This window comes from Burkholderia sp. LK4 (genome assembly GCF_001043615.1).
In the GTDB taxonomy this organism is placed as follows: domain Bacteria; phylum Pseudomonadota; class Gammaproteobacteria; order Burkholderiales; family Burkholderiaceae; genus Burkholderia; species Burkholderia cepacia.
In genome coordinates this window covers 19,676-40,459 of record NZ_LDUL01000079.1, presented here as the reverse complement: position 1 = coordinate 40,459, position 20,784 = coordinate 19,676, and the positions used below count along the sequence as shown (strand labels likewise).

The window sequence follows — 20,784 nt, the reverse complement described above, 5'->3', positions numbered from 1 at the left end:
CGATAGCGACCGCCGGCCGCCACCGGCGATGCGCTGCCGCGGCCGGCCCCGGCCCCGCATCGCGCTCCCCGGCCGGACGGCCATGACATTGTTTGTCAAAGTCGGCCGGAACCGGCTTCGTGCAACGCGGTCGGCTTGCGTTTTCCGGCCCGATTGACGATCCTACGCACTTTCAGGCCCGCGCCGCTCGTCGTGCGCGCCAGCCAGCGGCGCCGGGCCGCGTTCGGCCCGACCGCCGTGCCGCCCGGCGCCCGCACCGTGCACCGAGCAGGGCAGCCGCATCGCGGGTCGCCTCGCATCGTCCGGCAACCTGCCCCGTCTCACCCGTTCTCCCCGGCGCCGCGCCGTTTCCCGGCCGGCATCCCGAACCCGCCCGCCGAGGGCTTTCGTTATTCCGTTTATGTTTCGTTCCCTGACGACCCTGATCAAGAAGTGGCGCGCGTCGCGCAATGCCGGTCACCAGCTCGATGCGCTGCTCGCGCACGCCGACGCCGACGCGTCGTACGCCGAGCGCAGCGAATGGCTGATCGAGCTCGCGCACTGGCTGCGCCGCACCGGCACGATGCAGGACGCGCCGGCCGATCGCGACGCCGATGCGCGCGCGTATCCGGCCCACGCGCGGTTGCGCTACCTGTTCCACGTGCTCGACCGCAACCCCGCATGGAAGGCACACGCCGCGCGCATCCTGCGCGGCATCCTGCGCGAGTGCGACGGCATCTCGCTCCTGTGCGACGCCGGCATGCCCGTGCACTCGGGCTTCTTCGGCGCGCTGTTCGAGCGGATCGACTCGTCGCTGATCCCGCCGGCGCCGAACCGCCGCGAGCTGTCGGCACTCTTCACGCTGATGTTCCCGACGCCGGAAGACGCGCAATGGATCGACGCGCTGCCCGACGATCTCCTCACGCGCCTCGCCGACCTGTTCTCGTTCGACGTCACCGACGAAGAGCGCCACGAGCCGGGCTCGTTCTCGCGCGACCTGCTGGCCGCGCTGCACAACCTGACCTGCCAGATCAGCTCGACCGGCCTGTCGCAGACGGTGCGCAGCCGGCTCTCCGACGACGACGCGCGCAAGCCGCTGGAAACGCAGCCGTTCTACCGCCTCACGCGCGCGATGCTCGCGGTCGAGACCGCGCACGCGGCCGTCGAGGACGGCGGCGACCCGAGCAAGCTGCTGCACGAGGTCAACTACCTGCGCGTGCTGCTCGACGAATGCCGGATCGCCGTCGACGAGGTGTTCTCGCACCTGTACCGCAACGGCGTGTCGGTCGACATCGTGTTCCAGGTCGAGCGGATGCGCATGCGCATCCTGCGCGCCGAGATGCTGCTCAACGCGTGGATGGCGCGCGACGACCTGCACGGGATGGCGCACCTGACGGCCGAGCTCGTCGACGCGAACCACAACAGCCAGAGCGTGTCGCACCTCGTGCGCAGCAACTTCTCGCTGTTCGCGCGCAAGCTCGTCGAAACCAACGCGGACACCGGCGAGCACTACATCTCGCGCGGCCGCGCCGAGTACCTGAAGATGCTGCGGATGGCCGCGGGCGGCGGCCTCGTCACCGTCGTGACGGTATGCGTGAAGTTCGCGATCACGGGCGCGCACCTGCAGTCGATGCTCGAAGGGCTGCTCGCGGGCATCAACTACGCGGCCAGCTTCATGCTGATGCACTTCCTGCACTTCACGCTCGCGACCAAGCAGCCTGCGATGACCGCGCCGACGCTCGCGCGCGAGCTGGACGACACGGGCCACGACGAAGGCGTGAAGGCGTTCGTGGCATCGGTGATCGCGCTGATCCGCACGCAGGCCGCCGCGATTTCGGGCAACGTGCTCGTCGTGCTGCCCGTGTGCCTGCTGGTGCAGCTGTTCGCCGGCAACCTGCTGCATGCGAACCTGATCTCGCCGGAGAAGGCGCACGCGACGCTGCACTCGTTCTCGCTGCTCGGCCCGACGCCGCTCTATGCGGCGCTGACCGGCGTGCTGCTGTGGGCGTCGAGCCTGCTCGCGGGCTGGGCCGACAACTGGTTCGTGCTGCACCGGGTCGGCGACGCGCTCACGTACAACCGCCGGCTGCGCCTCACGCTCGGCGCGGCCGGCGCCGCGAAGCTCGCGCATTTCTGCCGGTCGAACGTGGCCGGCGTGGTCGCGAACGTCGGCCTCGGCCTGATGCTCGGCCTCATCCCGGCGATCGTCACCGTGTTCATGTTCCCGTTCGAGGTGCGGCACGTGACGCTGTCGGCAGGTTCGATCGGGATCGCGCTCGGCGTGCTGGGCAAGGACGCGCTGGGCACCCCCGAGCTGTGGTGGGCCGGCGCCGGCGTGCTCAGCATGGCGATCCTCAACGTGCTCGTGAGCTTCGCGCTCGCGTTCACGATGGCCGTGCGCTCGCGCAGCCTGCGCCCGACCAAGGTGCGCGCGCTCGTCGCCGCGATCGTCCGCACGGTGCTGTCGAATCCGCTCGCGCTGTTCTGGCCGGGCAGCAGCCCGGCCGCCCGCGCCGGCCAGCCGGGCTCGCACTGAGCCCACGGGCCTGGCGGTGCCCGCCCGGGCGCCGCCGGGCCGCCCCCGGCATGCATGGGCGGCGCCCGGGCCCGCGCCGCGGCACCGAAACGCGACGCAACGCCGGCCCCGGCCGCCCGCGCCGCGTACAATAGTGGACTTTTGCACGTCCTCACCCGCCTTATGTCCTCGCCCACCCTGTACGAATTCTTCGCCCCCTGCCCGCGCGGCCTCGAAGCGGCGCTTGCCGCCGAGCTGGCCGAAATCGCCGGCCGCCACCTGAACGGCGCGCCGTTCACCGCGGGCGCGCAGGTGCCGGGCGGCGTCCACTTCAGCGGCGGCTGGGCCGCCGGCATGGCCGCGAACCTCCATTCGCGGATCGCGAGCCGGGTCCTGCTGAAGATCGCGCACCGCGCCTACCGCAACGAGCAGGACGTCTACGCGCTCGCGCTCGAGCAGCCGTGGGAGCGCTGGTTCGCGGCGACGCAGACGCTGCGCGTCGACATCACCGCGATCAAGTCGCCGCTGAAGAGCCTCGAATTCGCGACGTTGCGCGTGAAGGACGCGATCTGCGACCGGATGCGCGAGAAGACCGGCGCGCGCCCGAGCATCGATACCGGTGCGCCCGACGTGCGCGTGTTCGCGTTCCTGACGGCCAACGAGTGCACGCTGTACCTCGACACGTCGGGCGAGCCGCTGTTCAAGCGCGGCTGGCGTCTCGACAAGGGCGCGGCGCCGCTGCGCGAGAACCTCGCGGCCGGCATCCTGCGCCTGACGGGCTGGACGCCCGGCACGGCGCTGTACGACCCGATGTGCGGCAGCGGCACGTTCCTCGCGGAAGCCGCGCAGATCGCGCTCGGCGTCGCACCCGGCGTCGAGCGCCGGTTCGGCTTCGAGAAACTCAAGCAATACGACATCACCGCATGGCAGGGGCTGAAGGTCCCGGCGCTGGACGCGAAGCGCGCGGCGCGCGGCAAACGCGGCGAAGCGCTCGGCGTGTACGGCAGCGACATCTCCGGCGACATGCTCGAGAAGGCACGCGCGAACCTCGAGCGCGCGGGCGTGCCGTCGGTGTGGCTCAAGCAGGTCGACGCGCGCGGGATGACGCCGCCGTGCGACGGCCCGGGCATCATCCTCGCGAACCCGCCGTACGGCGAGCGGATCGAGGTGCGCGGCCGCAGCGCGCGCGGCGAGGTGCGCGAGACGGGCCGCAACCGCGGCAACGACGACGCGTTCCGCCGCACCCACACCGACGCGCCGGACAGCGAGTTCTTCAACGCGCTCGGCGATGCATTGAAGCAGCGCTTCACCGGCTGGCAGGCGTTCCTGCTGACGTCCGACCGTTCGCTGCCGGGCCAGTTGCGGTTGCGCGAATCGGCCAAGACGCCGCTGTTCAATGGCGCGCTCGAATGCCGGCTGTTCCGCTTCGACCTGATCGCCGGCAGCGTGAAGGCGCGCCCGGCCACGCCGGAAGGCGACGCGTAATCCGCATCATGGTCGCGACGGGGCCGCCGATACGGCCCCTGCGCGGCAACCGGAACGCCGCCGTTACCGCATCCGCGGCAACGGCGGCGTTCCGTTTCAATGCTTCGACTTCTCCCGGCGCCCCGTCGTGAACGGCAGCGCCTGCCCCGTCTCGAGCAGCGTCTTGCCGCTCGACAGCACGAGCGGCCACCCGCCGCGAATCCCGCGATCCATCTCCAAGCCCGGCACCAGCCCGTCGTGCGTGACGGCCGGCTTCACGACGCCCTCGCGCGGCTCGACGACGCTGGTCACGCGCGATTCCCCACTCTCCCTCGACGGCGTGCGCCACGTGACGATCAGGCGGCGCTGGCGGATCGTTCCCGACCTCTACTGACAATACGGTGTCAGCAGGCTGCGATCACACTGCAATCCCGGCGCAATGCAACGCTGGTTTCCGCACCGAACCCGAACAACAACGCAACAAGGAGCGCGTCATGACGTCCGCAACTGCCACCGCCACTGCCACCCCCGAGCGCGCGATCGCGTGGTTCGACATTCCGTCCCTCGATTTCGACCGGGCGATCCGCTTCTACGAAACCGTGCTGCAAACGACGCTGCAGCGCGAAGTCATCGGCGGCGTGCCGATGGCCACGTTCGACCGCGACGCATCGAGCACGGGCGGCAGCATCGTGTTCGATCCGCAGCAGATCAAGCCGAGCGCGAACGGCGTGCTCGTCTACCTGAACGCCGGCGAATCGGTCGTCGCGGCGCTCGAACGCGCGAAGCGCGCGGGCGGCGTCGTGCAGGGCTCCGTCGTCGAGCTGCCGAACAACTACGGCTACGTCGGCTACCTGATCGACACCGAAGGCAACCGCGTCGGCCTGCACGCGCCGAAATGCCACTGAGCGCAGCGGCCATCGGGCGCGCGCGGCGCTATCATCGCGAAGTCCCCATTGCCGTTGGAGCCGAGGTGCCGTCATGACGCGCCGTGCCGACCGCCTGTTCCAGATCGCCGAGCTGCTGCGCGGGCGTCGTCTCACGACCGCACAGCAGCTGGCCGACTGGCTGTCGGTGTCGCCGCGCACGGTCTATCGCGACGTGCGCGACCTGCAACTGTCAGGGGTGCCGATCGAAGGTGAAGCCGGCATCGGCTACCGGCTGAACCGCAACGCGAGCCTGCCGCCGCTCACGTTCACGGCCGAGGAGCTCGCGGCACTCGCCACCGGCGCACGCATGCTCGAAACCTGGGGCGGTGCGCGCTTCGCGAGCGGCGCACGCTCGGCGCTCGCGAAGATCGCGTCGGCGATGCCGGCCGACAAGCGCACGGCGCTCGACCGCCTGCCCGTGTTCGCGCCGTCGTTCCATATCGACGAGACGTTTTGCGCGAAGGTCGATGCGATCCACCAGGCCATCGATACGCGCCACGTCGTCAGCTTCGACTACCGCGACCGGCTCGGCGCGCATTCGCAACGCCGCGTGTGGCCGCTCGGGCTCGTCTACTGGGGCGGGCGCTGGACGATCGGCGCGTGGTGCGAGCTGCGCGGCGATTTCCGCACCTTCGACATCGCGCGGATGGGCGACATCGTCGTGCACGAGCAGTTTCCGGACATGGAAGGACGGCGGATCGCCGATTACATGCGGATCGCGGAAGCGCCGATGCGCTGACGCGCCGATACGGCACGGCGGCGGGCGCACCGCCGCCGTTCACGTTCCGGGCCGCCGTGCGGCGCCCGGCCCGCCTTTCCCTACGCGCCGAACACCACCGTGCGCTTCGGTCGCTCGTCGACGTGCAGCGAGAACACATCGGGCCGCGCGTAATGCCCGACCACGTCGAAGTCGTAACGCGCCCGCACGAGTTCGTCGGTATCGATACGCGCGGTCACGAGCCCGGCCGTGCCGATCAGCGGCTCCGTCAGCAGGTCGCCGAGCGGCCCGACGATCACGCTGCCGCCGCGGATCAGCGGCCGCTCCGGATCCCAGCCCGGCACGTCGATCCCGAGCGCGCGCGGCGACGGCTGCACCTGGCACGCGCTGACGACGAAGCAGCGCCCCTCGTGCGCGATATGCCGCATCGAGCTCTGCCACACGTCGCGCTCGTCGACGGTCGGCGCGCACCAGATCTGCACGCCTTTCGCATACATCGCGCAGCGCAGCAGCGGCATGTGGTTCTCCCAGCAGACCGCGGCGCCCGCGCGGCCCGCGGCCGTGTCGACGACGGGCAGCGTCGAGCCGTCGCCCTGCCCCCAGATCAGCCGCTCGGTGCCGGTCGGCATCAGCTTGCGGTGCTTCGCGACGAGCCCGTCGCGCGGATCGAAGAACAGCGCCGTGCAGTACAGCGTACTGCCGCCGCGTTCGATCACGCCGACCACGAGGCTCGCGCCCGTGCGCTGCGACAGCGCGGCCAGCTCGTCGGTTTCCGGCCCCGGCACGTCGATCGCCTGCGCGGCATAGCGCGCATACGCGTCGCGGCCCTCGGGCAGCCGGTAGCCGAGCCGCGTGCCGAAGATCTCGCCTTTCGGATAGCCGCCGAGCACGGCCTCGGGCAGCACGACGAGCGACGCGCCGCTGTCGCGGATCGCGGTTTCGTAGCCGAGGATCGTGTCGAGCGTGGCGCGCGTGCCGGCGGGCGATGCGCCGATCTGCAGCGCGGCGATGACTGACGTGGACATGAAGGCGTCTCCGGTAAATGGGGTAACGCCATCTTTATCGATATGATGTCATCGATCAAATCGATAGAACGATAAGTGACATGAATGTGGATGATATCGCCAGCCTCGACCTGAACCTGCTGAAAGTGTTCGAGGCGCTGTACGAGGAAGGCGGCGCGAGCCGGGCGGCGCTGCGGCTCGGCCTCACGCAGTCGGCGGTGAGCGCGGCGCTCGCGCGGCTGCGCGTGATCTATGCCGATCCGCTGTTCGTGCGCACCGGCCGCGGGCTCGCGCCGACGCCGCGCGCGGACGAACTGAAACCGATCCTGTCCGACGCGCTCGACCGTTGCCGCGAAAGCCTCGCGATCGCGGCCGACGGCGGCGACCGCCTCGGCCGCACGATCTCGATCGGGCTGTCGGACGACTTCGAGATCGCGCTCGGCCGCGCGCTGATCGACGCCGTTGCACGGGAAGCCGCCGGCATCCGGCTGATCTTCCGGCAGACGCACAGCGGCATCGCCGGCGACGCGCTGCTGCGCCACGGCGTCGACCTCGCGATCGCATCGGGCGGCTTCTCGGCGAACGGGCTCAGCCGGCGTGCGGTCGCGACGGGCGGCTACGCGTGCCTGATCGACCCGGCCGCCCGCCCCCGGCCGCCGCGCACGCTCACGCTCGCCGATTTCCTGCAGCGCGACCACCTGCTCGTGTCGTCGGGCGGCGTGATCGGGATCGTCGACGAGGCGCTGGCCACGCTCGGCCACAAGCGGCGCGTCGCGGCGTCGACCACGCATTTCGCCGCGTTGCCGTACCTGCTCGCCGGCTCCGACGCGGTGGCGACGATTCCCTCGCACGCGGCGCGCGCGATCGCGCGATCCACGCCGCTGCGCGCGCTCGCCTGCCCGGTCGACTTGCCGCACTACCCGGTCGAAATCGGCTGGCGCACGAGCACGCAGCGCGACCCGGCGATCGTGCGCGTACGCGACACGATCGCCGCGTGCATCGCGAACCTCGTCGCACCATGAAACGGCCCGGCCGGCTTGCGCCGGTCGGGCCTGTCCCTTGGGGCCGCCCGTGAATCGAGGCAGGCAGCCTGCGTTGCCGGCGCATGGGTCAGTCGACCGCCTTCACCATGTCCTCGATGACCTTCTTCGCATCGCCGAACACCATCATCGTCTTGTCCATGTAGCTTTGCGCACGATCGCGCGAGATCGGCGCGTGAGCCTGGCCGGCGTGGCCGCGCCTCGGCACGACGGACGATTACGAGGGTCGGATTCGTCTGACCGAACGCCGGGCAGTGTTCGGGCGCAACCGGTAAAATGCCGAACCATGAAACCCGAAATCTGGACCCCGCATGTGACGGTCGCGGCGCTCGTCGAGCATGCCGGCCGCTTTCTCGTGATCGAGGAAGAAACCTCGTCGGGCCTGCGCATCAACCAGCCGGCAGGCCATCTCGAAGCCGGCGAAACGCTGGCCGACGCCGTGATCCGAGAGACGCTCGAGGAAACCGCGCACCCGTTCACACCCGACGCGCTCGTCGGCGTCTATCTGGCGCACTACGACCGCCCCGGCACCGCCGGCGCGACCTACCTGCGCTTCACGTTCTGCGGCACGGCCGGCGAGCCGGTCGCGGGCCACGCGCTCGACGACGGCATCGTCCGCACGCTGTGGATGACCGCCGACGAACTGCGCGCGTGCAGCGAGCGCCATCGCTCGCCCGCGGTGATGCGCTGCGTCGACGATTACCTCGCCGGGCGGCGCATTCCGCTCGATTTCGTGCATACGCATTCGGTCGCGCCGCGCCCCGAAGCATTCGAACGTCAGGCGGTCAACAAATGAGCAAGCGCCGTGTAGTGGTGGGCATGTCGGGCGGCGTCGATTCGTCGGTGACCGCGTGGCTGCTGAAGGAACAGGGTTACGACGTGGTCGGCCTGTTCATGAAGAACTGGGAAGACGACGACGACGGCGAATACTGCTCGACGCGCCAGGACTGGATCGACGTCGTGTCGGTGGCCGACCTGATCGGCATCGACGTGGAAGCCGTCAACTTCGCGGCGGAATACAAGGATCGCGTGTTCGCCGAGTTCCTGCGCGAATACTCGGCCGGCCGCACGCCGAACCCCGACGTGCTGTGCAACGCCGAAATCAAGTTCAAGGCGTTCCTCGATCACGCGATGTCGCTCGACGCGGAAATGATCGCGACGGGCCACTATGCGCGCGTGCGCGAGCGCGACGGGCGTTTCGAGCTGCTGAAGGCCTTCGACCATACGAAAGACCAGTCGTACTTCCTGCACCGGCTGAACCAGGCGCAACTGTCGAAGACGATGTTCCCGCTCGGCGAGATCCCGAAGACGAAGGTGCGCGAGATCGCCGCGCAGATCGGGCTGCCGAACGCGAAGAAGAAGGATTCGACCGGCATCTGCTTCATCGGCGAACGGCCGTTCCGCGATTTCCTGAACCGCTATCTGCCGACCAAACCCGGCCCGATGAAGACGCCGGACGGCAAGGTCGTCGGCGAGCACATCGGCCTCGCGTTCTACACGTTCGGCCAGCGCAAGGGCATCGGCCTGGGCGGCAGCAAGAGCGGCAGCGGCGAACCGTGGTTCGTCGCCGCGAAGGACATCGCGTCGAACACGCTGTACGTCGTGCAGGGCCACGATCATCCGTGGCTGCTGTCGCGCGAGCTCGTCGCCGGCAACGTGAGCTGGGTCGCCGGCGAGCCGCCGGCCGAGGGCTTCGCGTGCGGCGCGAAGACGCGCTACCGGCAGGCCGACGCGGCATGCGCCTTCGGCGCCGCCGTGCCCGGCCCGGCAGGCGAAGCACGCTTCTCGCTCGCGTTCGACGATGCGCAGTGGGCCGTCACGCCCGGCCAGTCGGCCGTGCTGTACGACGGCGAGATCTGTCTCGGCGGCGGCATCATCGAAAGCGCGGCAATTAGCGACCGGCAGGCGCTCGACGCGCCGGCGCTCGCGGCCGCGCGCTGACGCGCCGCCGGCGCCGCGCGGGCGGTGCCGCCGAAAGCGGTCGCGCCCGCGGCCGCCCGCCTGTTCAACGCATGTGCTGCACGGCCGCGTCGTAGCGCTCGCGCGCCGCGTCGAGCACCGGGAAATGGCGCTCGGCCCAGCGATCGAGCGCCACGAGCGTGTCCACCAGCGATTCCGCCACCGGCGTCAGCCGGTATTCGACATGCGATCGCCGCGCGGCGATCGCGATCCGTTCGATCAGCCCGTTGCGCTCCAGCTCGCGCAGCGTCTGCGTGAGCACCTTCTGCGAGATGCCGCCGATGCGCCGCAGCAGCTCGCCGTTGCGCAGCGGCCGCTCGGCCAGCGCCGGCAGGATCAGCAGCGTCCATTTGCCGGCGATCAGCGCGAGCGCATCGCGCGCCGAACAGTCCGCCGCATAGACGTCGCCGGGAAATGCCATGGTTACCTCCGGGTGCGTGATTGCGCGGCCCCACTGCCGCCGGCCATCATCGTCGCACACTCACGGAGCCCGCCATGCATGCGCTGATCGTCGTCGCCCATCCTGAACCGCAGTCGTTCAACGCGGCCCTCTCCCATGCGGCGGCCGATGCGTGGCGCGCCGCCGGCCATACCGCGACCGTCGCGGACCTGTACGCCGACGGCTTCGACCCGTGCGAGGCGCCGCGCCATTACGCCGATCGGCTCGACACGGCGCGCTTCGACGCGCAACGCGAGCAGCGCCACCACTGGGAGCGCGGCACGCTCGCGCCGGAGGTCGGGCATCACGCCGGGCTGCTGCAACAGGCCGACGCGCTGATCCTGCAGTTCCCGCTGTGGTGGTTCGGCGCACCGGCGATCCTGAAGGGCTGGATGGATCGCGTGTTCGTCTACGGCGGCCTCTACAGCAGCCGCCGGCGCCATGACAGCGGCGTGTTGCACGGGCGCCGCGCGCTGCTGAGCGTGACGACCGGATCGTCGGCCGCCGCCTGCGCGCCCGACGGCCGCGAGGGCGACACGCGCCTGCTGCTGTGGCCGCTCATGCATGCGCTGCGCTACGTCGGCTTCGACGTGCTCGAACCGCACCTGATCCACGCGGTTCGCAGCGATCCGGCCGGCGACAACGCGCGGCTCGACGACGCGCGCCTCGCGCAAGCGCTCGCGGACTACCGCGCGCGACTGCGCGCCTGGCACACGTGGCCGCGGGTGCCGTTCAACCGCGACACGGACTTCGAAGCCGGCGTCAGGCTGAAGCCCGACGCGCCCGCATACGGCCCGTTCATCCGTCACGCGGGCACCTGACGCGGCGGGCCGGCTCGGCAACGCGAGCTTCATGGGACCCGTAGTAGACTCTCGACCATTGTGGGCGCCGGCGGCGGCCAGGCACGGCTCGGGCACCCTGCCCGCCGGCCCGGCGCAACGCCGAGGGCGCCGACCTGCCGGCCGCCGCGCGACCGCTCGCGAGCGATGGCCATCCAGATAATTACGACGGAGTCCCCATGTTTTCCCGACGCTATCTCGCGATGTGGTGCGCGGTCCTGCTGTTCGTGGCCGTCGCGGCACTCGCCGCGCGGCACGCGATCGCGTGGCTGTGGATCCTGATTCCCGCCGCCCTCGTCGCGCTCGGCCTGTACGACCTGAAGCAGGACCGCCACGCGATCCTGCGCAACTACCCGCTCTGGGGCCACTTCCGCTTCCTGTTCGAATTCATCCGACCTGAAATCCGCCAGTATTTCGTCGAGGACGACACCGACGAGAAACCGTTCTCGCGCGCGCAGCGCAGCCTCGTCTACCAGCGCGCGAAGAACGTCGCCGACAACCGGCCGTACGGCACCGAGCTGAACGTGAAGGCCGTCGCGCACGAATGGATCAGCCACTCGCTCGCGCCGACGAAGCTTCCGAACCACGATTTCCGCGTCCGCGTCGGCGCGAATCGCGCGCAACCGTACGACATTTCGATCTTCAACATCTCGGCGATGAGCTTCGGCTCGCTGTCCGCGAACGCGATCCGCTCGCTGAACCTCGGCGCGAAGAAAGGCGGTTTCGCGCACGACACGGGCGAAGGCTCGCTGTCGAAGTACCACCGCGAGAACGGCGGCGACATCATCTGGGAAATCGCGTCCGGCTACTTCGGCTGCCGCAACGACGACGGCACCTTCAACCCCGACAAGTTCGCGAAGCAGGCCGCCGATCCGCAGGTCAAGATGATCGAGGTCAAGCTGTCGCAGGGCGCGAAGCCCGGCCACGGCGGCGTGCTGCCGGCCGCGAAGATCACGCCGGAGATCGCCGAGACGCGCGGCGTGCCGATGGGCAAGGACTGCATCTCGCCCGCGACGCACTCGGAATTCTCGACCCCGCGGGGGCTGCTCGAATTCGTCGAACGGCTGCGCACGCTGTCGGGCGGCAAGCCGACCGGCTTCAAGCTGTGCGTCGGCCATCCGTGGGAATTCTTCGGGATCGCGAAGGCGATGCTCGAGACCGGCATCGTGCCGGACTTCATCGTCGTCGACGGCGCGGAAGGCGGCACGGGCGCGGCGCCGCTCGAATTCACCGACCACGTCGGCGTGCCGCTGCAGGAAGGGCTGCTGCTCGTGCACAACACGCTCGTCGGGATCGGCGTGCGCGACCGCGTGAAGATCGGCGCGAGCGGCAAGATCATCACCGCGTTCGACGTCGCCCGCACGCTCGCGATCGGCGCGGACTGGGTGAACTCGGCGCGCGGCTTCATGTTCGCGGTCGGCTGCATCCAGGCGCAGACCTGCCACACGGGCCGCTGCCCGACCGGCGTCGCGACGCAGGACCCGGTGCGCCAGCGCGCGCTCGTCGTGCCCGACAAGGCCGACCGCGTGTACAACTTCCACCGCAACACGCTGCACGCGCTGCAGGAGCTCGTGCAGGCGGCCGGCCTCGCGCATCCGTCGGAGCTGCGCGCGCATCACATCGTGCAGCGCATCGCGCCGCACGAGGTCCGGCTGATGTCGCAGCTGCTGAAGTACCTGAAGCCCGGCGCGCTGCTCGACGGCAACACCTGCGGCTTTACGCTGTACGACAAGTGGTGGCCGATTTCGCGCAGCGATTCGTTCACGCTCGGCGAGGCCGTCTACGCGTCGATCGAATGACGCAGGCGAGCGCCCCCGCCGCGGGGGCGGCCCGGCAAAAAGAAAAGCGCCCCGCGGGGCGCTTTTCTTTCGTCTGCCGAATGCGTGAATGCGCAAAGCGTGTACGCGTCGCGCGCGGATCAGTTCTGCGGCAGCGTGTCGGCGAACGACTGGCGCTGCAGCAGCTTCACGAAGTGCTTGTCGAGGTTCGGGTGGCGGTCGCGCCAGTTGAGCTCGGGCATCCGGAAGTCGAGATAGCCGAGCGCGCAGCCGAGTGCGATGTCGGCGAGCGTGTAATGATTACCGACGCACCACGTCTTGCCGCCGAGCCCTTGCGACATCGCGACGAGCGCGTCGTCGATCTTGCGCTGCTGGCGCGCGATCCAGCTCGCGCTGCGCTGGGCTTCGTCCCGCAGCGTGTATTCGAGACGAATCGCCACGGCCGCGTCGAGCACGCCGTCGCCCAGCGCTTCCCAGCAACGCACTTCGACGCGCTCGCGCCCCGACGGCGGAATCAGCTTGCCGACCGGCGACAGCGTGTCGACGTATTCGCAGATCACGCGGGAATCGAACACCGCGGCACCATCCTCCATCACGAGGCACGGGACCTTGCCGAGCGGATTCGAAGCATGAATATCCGTCTCCGGCGCCCACACGTTCTCGAGCTCCAGCTTGTAGTCGATCTTCTTTTCAGCCAGCACGATCCGCGCCTTGCGGACGTACGGGCTGCTGAGCGAACCGATTAATTTCATCATCTGCCTTTTTAAGGGAACCGCCGAGAGTATACGTTGTCGCCGATCATAACCGGCCGGCGTCGCGCGACAGAAAATCGCCCGACCGGCCTGTGGATGGTTTGCAACAACCGTCACGCGGGCCGCCCGGCGCGGCTTCCCGCCCCCTCTCTCACGCGCGGCGTCACGCGGCGCTACAATCGCACGAATGAACGCGCCCCTCGATACCGCCATCGCCGTCGACGTCTACCGCCAGCGCCGTGAACGCGTGCTTGCCGCACTGCGTGCCGCCGGCGGCGGCGTCGCCATCGTCCCCACCGCGCCGGAACTGCTGCGCAACCGCGATACGGCCTACCCGTACCGGTACGACAGCTACTTCCATTACCTGACGGGCTTCACCGAGCCGGATGCGGTGCTCGTGCTGAACGCGGCCGCGCCGCACGGCGCGCCGGAGTCGATCCTGTTCTGCCGCGGCAAGAATGCCGACCGCGAGATCTGGGAAGGCTTCCATTACGGGCCCGAAGCCGCGCGCGATGCGTTCGGCTTCGACGCGGCGTTCGCGGTCGACGTGATCGATACGGAGATGCCGCGCCTGCTCGCCGACTCCGGCACCGTGCACTACCGGTTCGGCGCATCGGCCGACTTCGACCGCCGGCTCGCGGGCTGGATCGACGCGGTACGCGCGCTGGCGCGCACGGGCGTCGCCGCACCGGACGCGATGCTCGACCTCACGCCGCTCCTCGACGACATGCGGCTCGTGAAGGACGAGCACGAGCTCGCGATCATGATGCGCGCCGCGCACATCTCCGCGCTCGCGCACCGCCGCGCGATGCAGGCATGCCGCCCCGGCATCCGCGAATACGAACTCGAAGCGGAGCTGCTGTATGTGTTCCGCAAGCACGGCGCGCAGTCGCCCGCGTACGGCTCGATCGTCGCGGCCGGCGCGAACGCGTGCGTGCTGCACTACCCGGCCGGCAACGCAGCCGCGAAGGACGGCGACCTGATCCTGATCGACGCCGCGTGCGAACTCGACGGCTACGCGTCGGACATCACGCGCACGTTCCCGGCCAACGGGCGCTTCTCGCCCGCGCAACGCACGCTGTACGACATCGTGCTCGCCGCCCAGCAGGCCGCGATCGACGCGACGCGCGCCGGCGTGCCGTTCGAAGCACCGCACGACGCCGCCGTGCGCGTGCTCGCGCAGGGGCTGCTCGACACCGGCATCATCCCGAAAACGCGCTTCTCGAACGTCGACGACGTGATCGCCGAGCGTGCGTACACGCGCTTCTACATGCACCGCACCGGCCACTGGATCGGCATGGACGTGCACGATTGCGGCGACTACCGCGAGCGGCTCGCCGAGCGCGACGGCAACGGCGCACTGCCATGGCGCACGCTGAAGGCCGGCATGACGCTGACGGTCGAACCCGGCCTGTATGTGCGCGCCGCCGACGACGTGCCGCCCGAGTACTGGAACATCGGCATCCGCATCGAGGACGACGCGATCGTGCGCGAGCAGGGCTGCGAGCTGATCACGCGCGGCGTGCCCGTCGCGGCGGACGAGATCGAAGCGCTGATGCGCGCACTCGCATGACCGGCTGCCGCCGACCGTTACCTCCGTTTCACGAATCAAGATGACGACCGCCTCCTCCCCGGCCACGCCGGACTACGACCTCGCCATCGTCGGCGCGGGCCCCGTCGGGCTCGCGCTCGCCGGCTGGCTTGCGCGCCGCAGCGCCACGCAGCACGCATCGATCGCGCTGATCGATGCGCGTGAACCGGCCGCGAGCGCAAACGATCCGCGCGCGATCGCCGTGTCGCACGGCAGCCGCGTGCTGCTCGACACGCTCGCGTGGCCCGCCGACGCGACGCCGATCGAACACATCCACGTATCGCAGCGCGGCCATTTCGGCCGCACGCTGATCGACCGCGACGAACACGACGTCGCGGCGCTCGGTTATGTCGTGCGCTTCGGCTCGCTCGTGCAGGCGCTCGCGGGCGCCGTGCGCGGCACCCGCGTCGACTGGCTCACGTCGACCACCGCGCGCGCGCCGCAGCAGGATGCCGACGGCGTCACGCTGACGCTCGATGGCCCGCAAGGCGAGCGCACGCTGCGCGCACGCATCGTCATCAACGCCGAAGGCGGGCTGTTCCACGAACAGCGGGCCGATACCGGCAAGCACCGCCGCGACTACGGCCAGACCGCGATCGTCGGCACGGTCACGGTATCGGCGCCGCGCCCGAACGTCGCGTGGGAACGCTTCACGCACGAAGGCCCGCTCGCGCTGCTGCCGCTCGGTGGCCCGCGCCAGGCCGAATATTCGCTCGTGTGGTGCTGCACGCCCGACGAAGCGGCGCGCCGCGCCGCGCTGCCCGACGACGCATTCCTGCGCGAGCTCGGCAGCGCGTTCGGCGCGCGCATGGGCGACTTCGTCGCGATCGCGGGCCGCGCGTCTTTCCCGCTCGGCCTGAGCGCCGCGCAGACGCTCGTCAACGGCCGCGTCGCGATCGTCGGCAATGCCGCGCAAACCCTTCACCCCGTCGCGGGCCAGGGGCTCAACCTCGGGCTGCGCGATGCGCATACGCTCGTCGACACGCTGTCCACGCAAGGCTTCGAATCGACCGCACTCGCCACCTTCAACGCGCGCCGCGCACTCGACCGGCGTTTCACGATCGGCGCGACCGACACGCTGGCACGCCTGTTCACGATCGACTCGGGGCCGCTCCCGCTGCTGCGCGGTGCCGCGCTGACCGCGCTCGAGTTCGTGCCGCCGCTCAAGAAGGTGATCGCGCGCCAGATGATGTTCGGCCAGCGCAACTGACACCCGGCGCGCACAGTCGCGCCACTCAAACCGGGTCAAATCGGCGGGGCATGGGAATACGGTAAAATGCGCGTTTCCGTCTGCCCTTTTCATGCCCGCGCCCGCCGCGGGCGGTGCCATTGCGATGCCCGTTATCGGCTCTCACGTATTGCGTAACAACCTGTTCGTCGCCCCGATGGCCGGCGTGACGGATCGTCCGTTCCGCCAGCTCTGCAAGCGGATGGGGGCCGGTTACGCCGTGTCCGAGATGGTCGCGTCCAACGCGCAGCTGTGGAAAAGCGCGAAGACGATGCGGCGCGCGAACCACGAAGGCGAGGTGGAGCCGATCGCGGTTCAGATCGCGGGCGCCGATCCGGCGATGATGGCCGAAGCGGCCCGCTACAACGTCGACAACGGCGCGCAGATCATCGACATCAACATGGGCTGCCCGGCGAAGAAGGTCTGCAACGTCGCGGCCGGCTCCGCGCTGCTGCAGAACGAGCCGCTCGTGCAGCGCATCGTCGAGGCGGTCGTCGCGGCGGTCGGCACGGGGCCCGATGCGGTGCCCGTCACGCTGAAGATCCGCACCGGCTGGGATCGCGAGCACAAGAACGCGATCACGGTCGCGCGCCTGGCCGAAGCCGCCGGCATCTCGATGCTCACCGTGCACGGCCGCACGCGCGCCGACCTGTACCGCGGCGACGCCGAATACGACACCATCGCGGCCGTGAAGGCGGCGGTGCGGATTCCGGTGGTCGCGAACGGCGACATCACGTCGCCCGCGAAGGCGAAGGCCGTGCTCGACGCGACCGGCGCCGATGCCCTGATGATCGGTCGCGCCGCGCAAGGCCGGCCATGGTTGTTCCGCGAAATCGATCATTTCCTGCAAACCGGCGAGCTGCTGCCCCCGCCGCGGATCGACGAGATCCAGCACGTGATGAACGAACACCTGGAAGACCACTACGCGTTCTATGGTGAATTCACGGGAGTCCGTACTGCGCGCAAGCACATCGGCTGGTACACTCGCGGCCTTTCCGGTGCCAACGGGTTCCGGCACAGGATGAACACGCTCGATTCCACCCGCGAGCAGCTCGCCGCCGTCAATGCATTCTTCGAGGCGCAAAAGGCGCTGTCGGACCACCTCGTCTACGTCGACGACGAAGAGGAAAACGGCCAGGGCGAGTCGGACGACCATAACCAGTTAGCAGCATGAGCAAGCACAACATCGAACAATGTGTCCGCGAGAGCCTGGACGTGTATTTCCGGGATCTAGACGGCTCCAATCCGCACGACGTCTATGAAATGGTGATGTCCTGCGTCGAAAAGCCGATGCTCGAGGTCGTGCTCGTACAGGCAGGCGGCAACCAGTCGCTCGCCGCGGAGTACCTCGGCATCAATCGCAATACGCTGCGCAAGAAGCTGCAGCAGCACGGCCTGCTGTAGGCGGCCGTCCCGTCCCCGTTTCCCTGGCTATTGGTGGTTCCATCATGATCAAGCAAGCGCTCATTTCCGTTTCCGACAAGACCGGCATTGTCGACTTCGCGAAGTCGCTGTCCGACCTCGGCGTCAAGCTGCTGTCGACGGGCGGCACCGCGAAACTCCTCGCCGACGCCGGCCTGCCCGTGACCGAAGTGGCTGATTACACGGGCTTCCCGGAGATGCTCGATGGGCGCGTGAAGACGCTCCACCCGAAGGTGCACGGCGGCATCCTGGCCCGCCGCGACCTGCCCGAGCACATGCAGGCGCTGGAACAGCACGGCATCCCGACGATCGACCTGCTCGTCGTGAACCTGTATCCGTTCGTCGCGACGATCGCGAAGGACGACTGCACGCTCGCCGACGCGATCGAGAACATCGACATCGGCGGCCCGACGATGCTGCGCTCGGCCGCGAAGAACCACCGCGACGTGACGGTCGTCGTCGATCCGGCCGACTACGCGGTCGTGCTCGATGAAATGAAGGCGAACGGCAACGCGGTGGGCTACGCGACCAACTTCCGCCTCGCGACGAAGGTGTTCGCGCACACCGCGCAATACGACGGCGCGATCACGAACTACCTGACGAGCCTGACCGACGAGCTGAAGCACGCGTCGCGCAGCACGTACCCGGCCACACTGAACCTGGCGTTCGACAAGGTGCAGGACCTGCGCTACGGCGAGAACCCGCACCAGAGCGCCGCGTTCTACCGCGACCTCGCGACGCCGGCCGGCGCGCTGGCGAACTACCGCCAGCTGCAGGGCAAGGAACTGTCGTACAACAACATCGCGGATTCGGACGCGGCGTGGGAATGCGTGAAGACGTTCGACGCACCGGCCTGCGTGATCATCAAGCACGCGAACCCGTGCGGCGTGGCAGTGGGCAACGATTCGGCCGACGCGTACGCGAAGGCGTTCCAGACGGATCCGACTTCCGCATTCGGCGGCATCATCGCGTTCAACCGCGAAGTCGACGAAGCGGCCGCCCAGGCCGTCGCGAAGCAGTTCGTCGAAGTGCTGATCGCCCCGTCGTTCTCCGACGCCGCGAAGCAGGTGTTCGCCGCGAAGCAGAACGTGCGCCTGCTCGAGATCGCGCTGGGCGACGGCCACAACGCATTCGACCTGAAGCGCGTGGGCGGCGGCCTGCTCGTGCAGTCGCTCGATTCGAAGAACGTGCAGCCGAGCGAGTTGCGCGTCGTCACGAAGCGTCAGCCGACCGCGAAGGAAATGGACGACCTGCTGTTCGCATGGCGCGTCGCGAAGTACGTGAAGTCGAACGCGATCGTGTTCTGCGGCAACGGCATGACGCTCGGCGTCGGCGCCGGCCAGATGAGCCGCGTCGATTCCGCGCGCATCGCGAGCATCAAGGCGCAGAACGCGGGCCTGACGCTGGCCGGTTCGGCCGTCGCGTCGGATGCGTTCTTCCCGTTCCGCGACGGCCTCGACGTCGTCGTGGCGGCCGGCGCGACCTGCGTGATCCAGCCGGGCGGCTCGATGCGCGACGACGAAGTGATCGCGGCAGCCGACGAGCACGGCATCGCGATGATCCTGACGGGCGTGCGTCACTTCCGTCACTGATCGCGGCATGCGGCCCGCGTGGCCGCTGCACGACAACCCGGCGGCATTGCACCCGCCGGGTTTTTTATTGCGTTGCGCCGGCGCACGCAACCGTGCGGCCGGCGCCGCGCACCATTCGTTGTAGTATCGCTGCATCAGATTTTTCTCCTCACTCATGCGAATTCTCGGCATCGACCCCGGCCTGCGCGTCACCGGTTTCGGCATCATCGACGTCAGCGGCCACCGGCTCGCCTATGTCGCGAGCGGCGTGATCCGCACGCCGACCGCCGACCTGGCGACCCGGCTCGGCACGATCTTCCAGGGCGTCTCGACCATCGTGCGCGAGCACGCACCCGACCAGGCCGCGATCGAAAAGGTGTTCGTCAACGTGAACCCGCAGTCGACGCTGCTGCTCGGCCAGGCGCGCGGCGCCGCGATCTGCGGCCTCGTCGCGGGCGGCCTGCCCGTCGCCGAATACACGGCGCTGCAGCTCAAGCAGGCCGTGGTCGGCTACGGCCGCGCGACCAAGACGCAGATGCAGGAGATGGTCACGCGGCTGCTCAATCTCTCCGGACAGCCGGGCTCCGACGCGGCCGACGCGCTCGGCATGGCGATCTGCCACGCGCACGGCGGCGACACGCTCAGCACGCTCGGCGGCCTCGCGCCGGCGCTTGCGAAAAAAGGGCTGCGCGTACGGCGCGGGCGGCTGGTCGGCTGACATCGCGCTTGCCAGCGTGCGGCCTGCCGGATCGACCGTGTCGACCGTGTCGACCGTGTCGACCGTTTCGACCATTTCGACCGCACGCGGCACACCCACGACACCCGTTGCCCCGGCCTGACGGCCGATCCCGTCGGCATTGCGCCGCACGTGCGCTACACTCGCGCTTTATTCCTCGCATCCCGCCCTCCATGATCGGTCGCATCGCCGGCATCCTGCTCGAAAAGAACCCGCCTCACCTGCTCGTCGACTGCAACGGCGTCGGCTACGAAATCGACGTGCCGATGAGCACCTTCTACAACCTGCCGCAAACGGGTGAGCGCATTGTGCTGCTCACGCAGCAGATCGTCCGCGAGGACGCGCACCTGCTGTACGGCTTCCTCACGCCCCAAGAGCGCACGACCTTCCGCGAACTGCTGAAGATCACCGGCATCGGCGCGCGCATGGCGCTCGCCGTGCTGTCCGGCATGAGCGTGCAGGAACTCGCGCAGGCCGTGACGATGCAGGACGCCGCACGCCTCACGCGCCTGCCCGGCATCGGCAAGAAGACGGCCGAACGCCTGCTGCTCGAACTGAAGGGCAAGCTCGGCGCCGATCTCGGCGCGCTCGCCGGCGCCGCGTCGCCGTCCGACCACGCAACCGACATCCTCAACGCGCTGCTTGCGCTCGGCTATTCCGAAAAGGAAGGCCTGGCCGCAATCAAGAACGTGCCGGCCGGCACCGGTGTATCCGAAGGCATCAAGCTCGCACTGAAGGCGCTGTCGAAGGCGTAACGCGCGTTCAATCCGGCCGTCGAAACCAGTGTCGCGCGGCGCGCCATTGCGCGCCAGTCGGCCGTTCG

21 protein-coding genes are annotated in these 20,784 nt (G+C 69.3%); 16 read left to right on the top strand and 5 right to left on the bottom strand.

Annotated elements, in window-relative coordinates; translation table 11 throughout:
- Window positions 1-400 precede the first annotated feature (400 nt).
- Entirely contained in the window at window positions 401-2,515 is a 2,115-nt protein-coding gene (locus VK92_RS33255; protein WP_048024165.1) for a site-specific recombinase, read from the top strand.
- A gap of 162 nt (window positions 2,516-2,677) precedes the next feature.
- Window positions 2,678-3,979: a THUMP domain-containing class I SAM-dependent RNA methyltransferase gene (locus tag VK92_RS33250; RefSeq protein ID WP_021164196.1), complete on the top strand. Its 1,302-nt coding sequence runs from the start codon at window positions 2,678-2,680 to the stop codon at window positions 3,977-3,979.
- Window positions 3,980-4,075: 96 nt separating this feature from the next.
- Here VK92_RS33250 and VK92_RS42190 read toward each other — a convergent pair whose 3' ends face one another.
- Window positions 4,076-4,270, bottom strand: coding sequence for a toxin-antitoxin system, toxin component (locus tag VK92_RS42190; RefSeq protein WP_081082838.1), 195 nt, complete (start codon window positions 4,268-4,270; stop codon window positions 4,076-4,078).
- Window positions 4,271-4,452: 182 nt separating this feature from the next.
- Between VK92_RS42190 and VK92_RS33240 the strand changes: the two genes are divergently transcribed.
- On the top strand, window positions 4,453-4,863 hold the full coding sequence (locus tag VK92_RS33240; protein ID WP_021164198.1) for a VOC family protein: 411 nt from the start codon (window positions 4,453-4,455) through the stop codon (window positions 4,861-4,863).
- Between the two features lie 73 nt (window positions 4,864-4,936).
- Complete coding sequence (locus tag VK92_RS33235; protein ID WP_021164199.1) at window positions 4,937-5,623, top strand: helix-turn-helix transcriptional regulator; 687 nt, start codon at window positions 4,937-4,939, stop codon at window positions 5,621-5,623.
- An 80-nt stretch (window positions 5,624-5,703) separates the two neighbouring features.
- On the opposite strand, the gene VK92_RS33230 is transcribed toward VK92_RS33235, so the two are convergent.
- Complete coding sequence (locus VK92_RS33230; protein ID WP_021164200.1) at window positions 5,704-6,627, bottom strand: carbon-nitrogen hydrolase family protein; 924 nt, start codon at window positions 6,625-6,627, stop codon at window positions 5,704-5,706.
- A gap of 80 nt (window positions 6,628-6,707) precedes the next feature.
- Between VK92_RS33230 and VK92_RS33225 the strand changes: the two genes are divergently transcribed.
- Window positions 6,708-7,628 carry a LysR family transcriptional regulator gene (locus VK92_RS33225; RefSeq protein ID WP_048024162.1) on the top strand — a complete coding sequence of 307 codons (921 nt, stop codon included), beginning with the start codon at window positions 6,708-6,710 and terminating at the stop codon, window positions 7,626-7,628.
- 88 nt (window positions 7,629-7,716) lie between these two features.
- On the opposite strand, the gene VK92_RS42185 is transcribed toward VK92_RS33225, so the two are convergent.
- A complete protein-coding gene (locus tag VK92_RS42185; RefSeq protein ID WP_155631080.1) occupies window positions 7,717-7,854 on the bottom strand; it encodes a hypothetical protein in 138 nt (45 codons plus the stop codon).
- A 78-nt stretch (window positions 7,855-7,932) separates the two neighbouring features.
- On the opposite strand from VK92_RS42185, the gene VK92_RS33220 reads away from it, so the two are divergent.
- Together VK92_RS33220 and mnmA are read left to right on the top strand one after the other, a co-directional pair.
- Window positions 7,933-8,442 (top strand): NUDIX hydrolase, encoded by a 510-nt coding sequence (locus VK92_RS33220; protein WP_021164203.1) that lies wholly within the window; start codon window positions 7,933-7,935, stop codon window positions 8,440-8,442.
- Window positions 8,439-9,587, top strand: coding sequence for a tRNA 2-thiouridine(34) synthase MnmA (mnmA, locus tag VK92_RS33215; protein ID WP_048024161.1), 1,149 nt, complete (start codon window positions 8,439-8,441; stop codon window positions 9,585-9,587). Before VK92_RS33220 ends, mnmA begins: the two co-directional genes overlap by 4 nt.
- A gap of 64 nt (window positions 9,588-9,651) precedes the next feature.
- On the opposite strand, the gene VK92_RS33210 is transcribed toward mnmA, so the two are convergent.
- Window positions 9,652-10,026 (bottom strand): winged helix-turn-helix transcriptional regulator, encoded by a 375-nt coding sequence (locus VK92_RS33210; RefSeq protein WP_027788355.1) that lies wholly within the window; start codon window positions 10,024-10,026, stop codon window positions 9,652-9,654.
- A gap of 74 nt (window positions 10,027-10,100) precedes the next feature.
- Here VK92_RS33210 and VK92_RS33205 point away from each other — a divergent pair, with 74 nt between their 5' ends.
- A complete protein-coding gene (locus VK92_RS33205; protein WP_048024158.1) occupies window positions 10,101-10,865 on the top strand; it encodes an NAD(P)H-dependent oxidoreductase in 765 nt (254 codons plus the stop codon).
- Window positions 10,866-11,062: 197 nt separating this feature from the next.
- Complete coding sequence (locus VK92_RS33200) at window positions 11,063-12,682, top strand: FMN-binding glutamate synthase family protein (protein WP_021162498.1); 1,620 nt, start codon at window positions 11,063-11,065, stop codon at window positions 12,680-12,682.
- Between the two features lie 119 nt (window positions 12,683-12,801).
- Here VK92_RS33200 and VK92_RS33195 read toward each other — a convergent pair whose 3' ends face one another.
- Window positions 12,802-13,413: a glutathione S-transferase family protein gene (locus VK92_RS33195; protein ID WP_021162497.1), complete on the bottom strand. Its 612-nt coding sequence runs from the start codon at window positions 13,411-13,413 to the stop codon at window positions 12,802-12,804.
- A gap of 187 nt (window positions 13,414-13,600) precedes the next feature.
- On the opposite strand from VK92_RS33195, the gene VK92_RS33190 reads away from it, so the two are divergent.
- From VK92_RS33190 to ruvA, 7 genes are all read left to right on the top strand, one after another.
- The gene (locus tag VK92_RS33190) at window positions 13,601-14,986 is read left to right on the top strand and encodes an aminopeptidase P N-terminal domain-containing protein (RefSeq protein ID WP_048024155.1); all 1,386 of its coding nucleotides are present in this window, start codon (window positions 13,601-13,603) and stop codon (window positions 14,984-14,986) included.
- Window positions 14,987-15,026: 40 nt separating this feature from the next.
- The gene (locus VK92_RS33185; RefSeq protein WP_048024153.1) at window positions 15,027-16,214 is read left to right on the top strand and encodes a UbiH/UbiF/VisC/COQ6 family ubiquinone biosynthesis hydroxylase; all 1,188 of its coding nucleotides are present in this window, start codon (window positions 15,027-15,029) and stop codon (window positions 16,212-16,214) included.
- Between the two features lie 124 nt (window positions 16,215-16,338).
- Complete coding sequence (dusB, locus tag VK92_RS33180) at window positions 16,339-17,406, top strand: tRNA dihydrouridine synthase DusB (protein ID WP_042977079.1); 1,068 nt, start codon at window positions 16,339-16,341, stop codon at window positions 17,404-17,406.
- Window positions 17,403-17,636, top strand: a complete 234-nt coding sequence (locus tag VK92_RS33175) for a Fis family transcriptional regulator (RefSeq protein ID WP_006476892.1) — start codon at window positions 17,403-17,405, stop codon at window positions 17,634-17,636. The genes dusB and VK92_RS33175 overlap by 4 nt, the downstream gene beginning before the upstream one ends.
- A gap of 44 nt (window positions 17,637-17,680) precedes the next feature.
- On the top strand, window positions 17,681-19,246 hold the full coding sequence (gene purH / locus VK92_RS33170) for a bifunctional phosphoribosylaminoimidazolecarboxamide formyltransferase/IMP cyclohydrolase (RefSeq protein ID WP_021162493.1): 1,566 nt from the start codon (window positions 17,681-17,683) through the stop codon (window positions 19,244-19,246).
- Window positions 19,247-19,400: 154 nt separating this feature from the next.
- Complete coding sequence (gene ruvC / locus VK92_RS33165; RefSeq protein ID WP_021162491.1) at window positions 19,401-19,943, top strand: crossover junction endodeoxyribonuclease RuvC; 543 nt, start codon at window positions 19,401-19,403, stop codon at window positions 19,941-19,943.
- Window positions 19,944-20,134: 191 nt separating this feature from the next.
- Window positions 20,135-20,716, top strand: coding sequence for a Holliday junction branch migration protein RuvA (ruvA, locus tag VK92_RS33160; RefSeq protein ID WP_031402135.1), 582 nt, complete (start codon window positions 20,135-20,137; stop codon window positions 20,714-20,716).
- Window positions 20,717-20,784 lie beyond the last annotated feature (68 nt).